This is a genomic window from Photobacterium alginatilyticum (assembly GCF_009910675.1).
In the GTDB taxonomy this organism is placed as follows: Bacteria; Pseudomonadota; Gammaproteobacteria; order Enterobacterales; family Vibrionaceae; genus Photobacterium; species Photobacterium alginatilyticum.
Window position 1 is genome coordinate 1 of sequence record NZ_RSEJ01000397.1, and the last position, 362, is coordinate 362.

The following is a 362-nucleotide window of genomic DNA, read 5'->3' on the forward strand; positions in this document are numbered from 1 at the left end:
GGAACGATTGTAGAGGGCCAAACTTTCACTGTTGGCAGCTCTAAGGATTCAAAGGTTGAAATAGAATCTACTGATTTTGTTATCGCAACATTATCATTAACTCAAGCAGGTCTTTATGGTATGTCTTTACCAAGAGAATATAACGGATTAAATTTCCCAATTGTTCCTTATGTAATGGCTGCTGAATTAGTTTCTCGTGGTGATAGTGGTTTTGCTAACAKTTGGGGACTACAAGACTGTGCAGAAACAATACATGAATTTGCAAGCGAAGAACAAAAACAACAATATTTAACAAGAGCTGCTAAAGGTGATACATATGCTATGGACTTAACAGAACCTGATGCAGGTTCTGACTTACAAGC

The 362-nt window shown here is 37.4% G+C and carries 1 protein-coding gene; it reads left to right on the forward strand.

The window, feature by feature from the left end; translation table 11 throughout:
• Positions 1-362: acyl-CoA dehydrogenase family protein (locus EIZ48_RS28955; protein WP_205298670.1), on the forward strand; the 362-nt coding region annotated here is incomplete at both ends.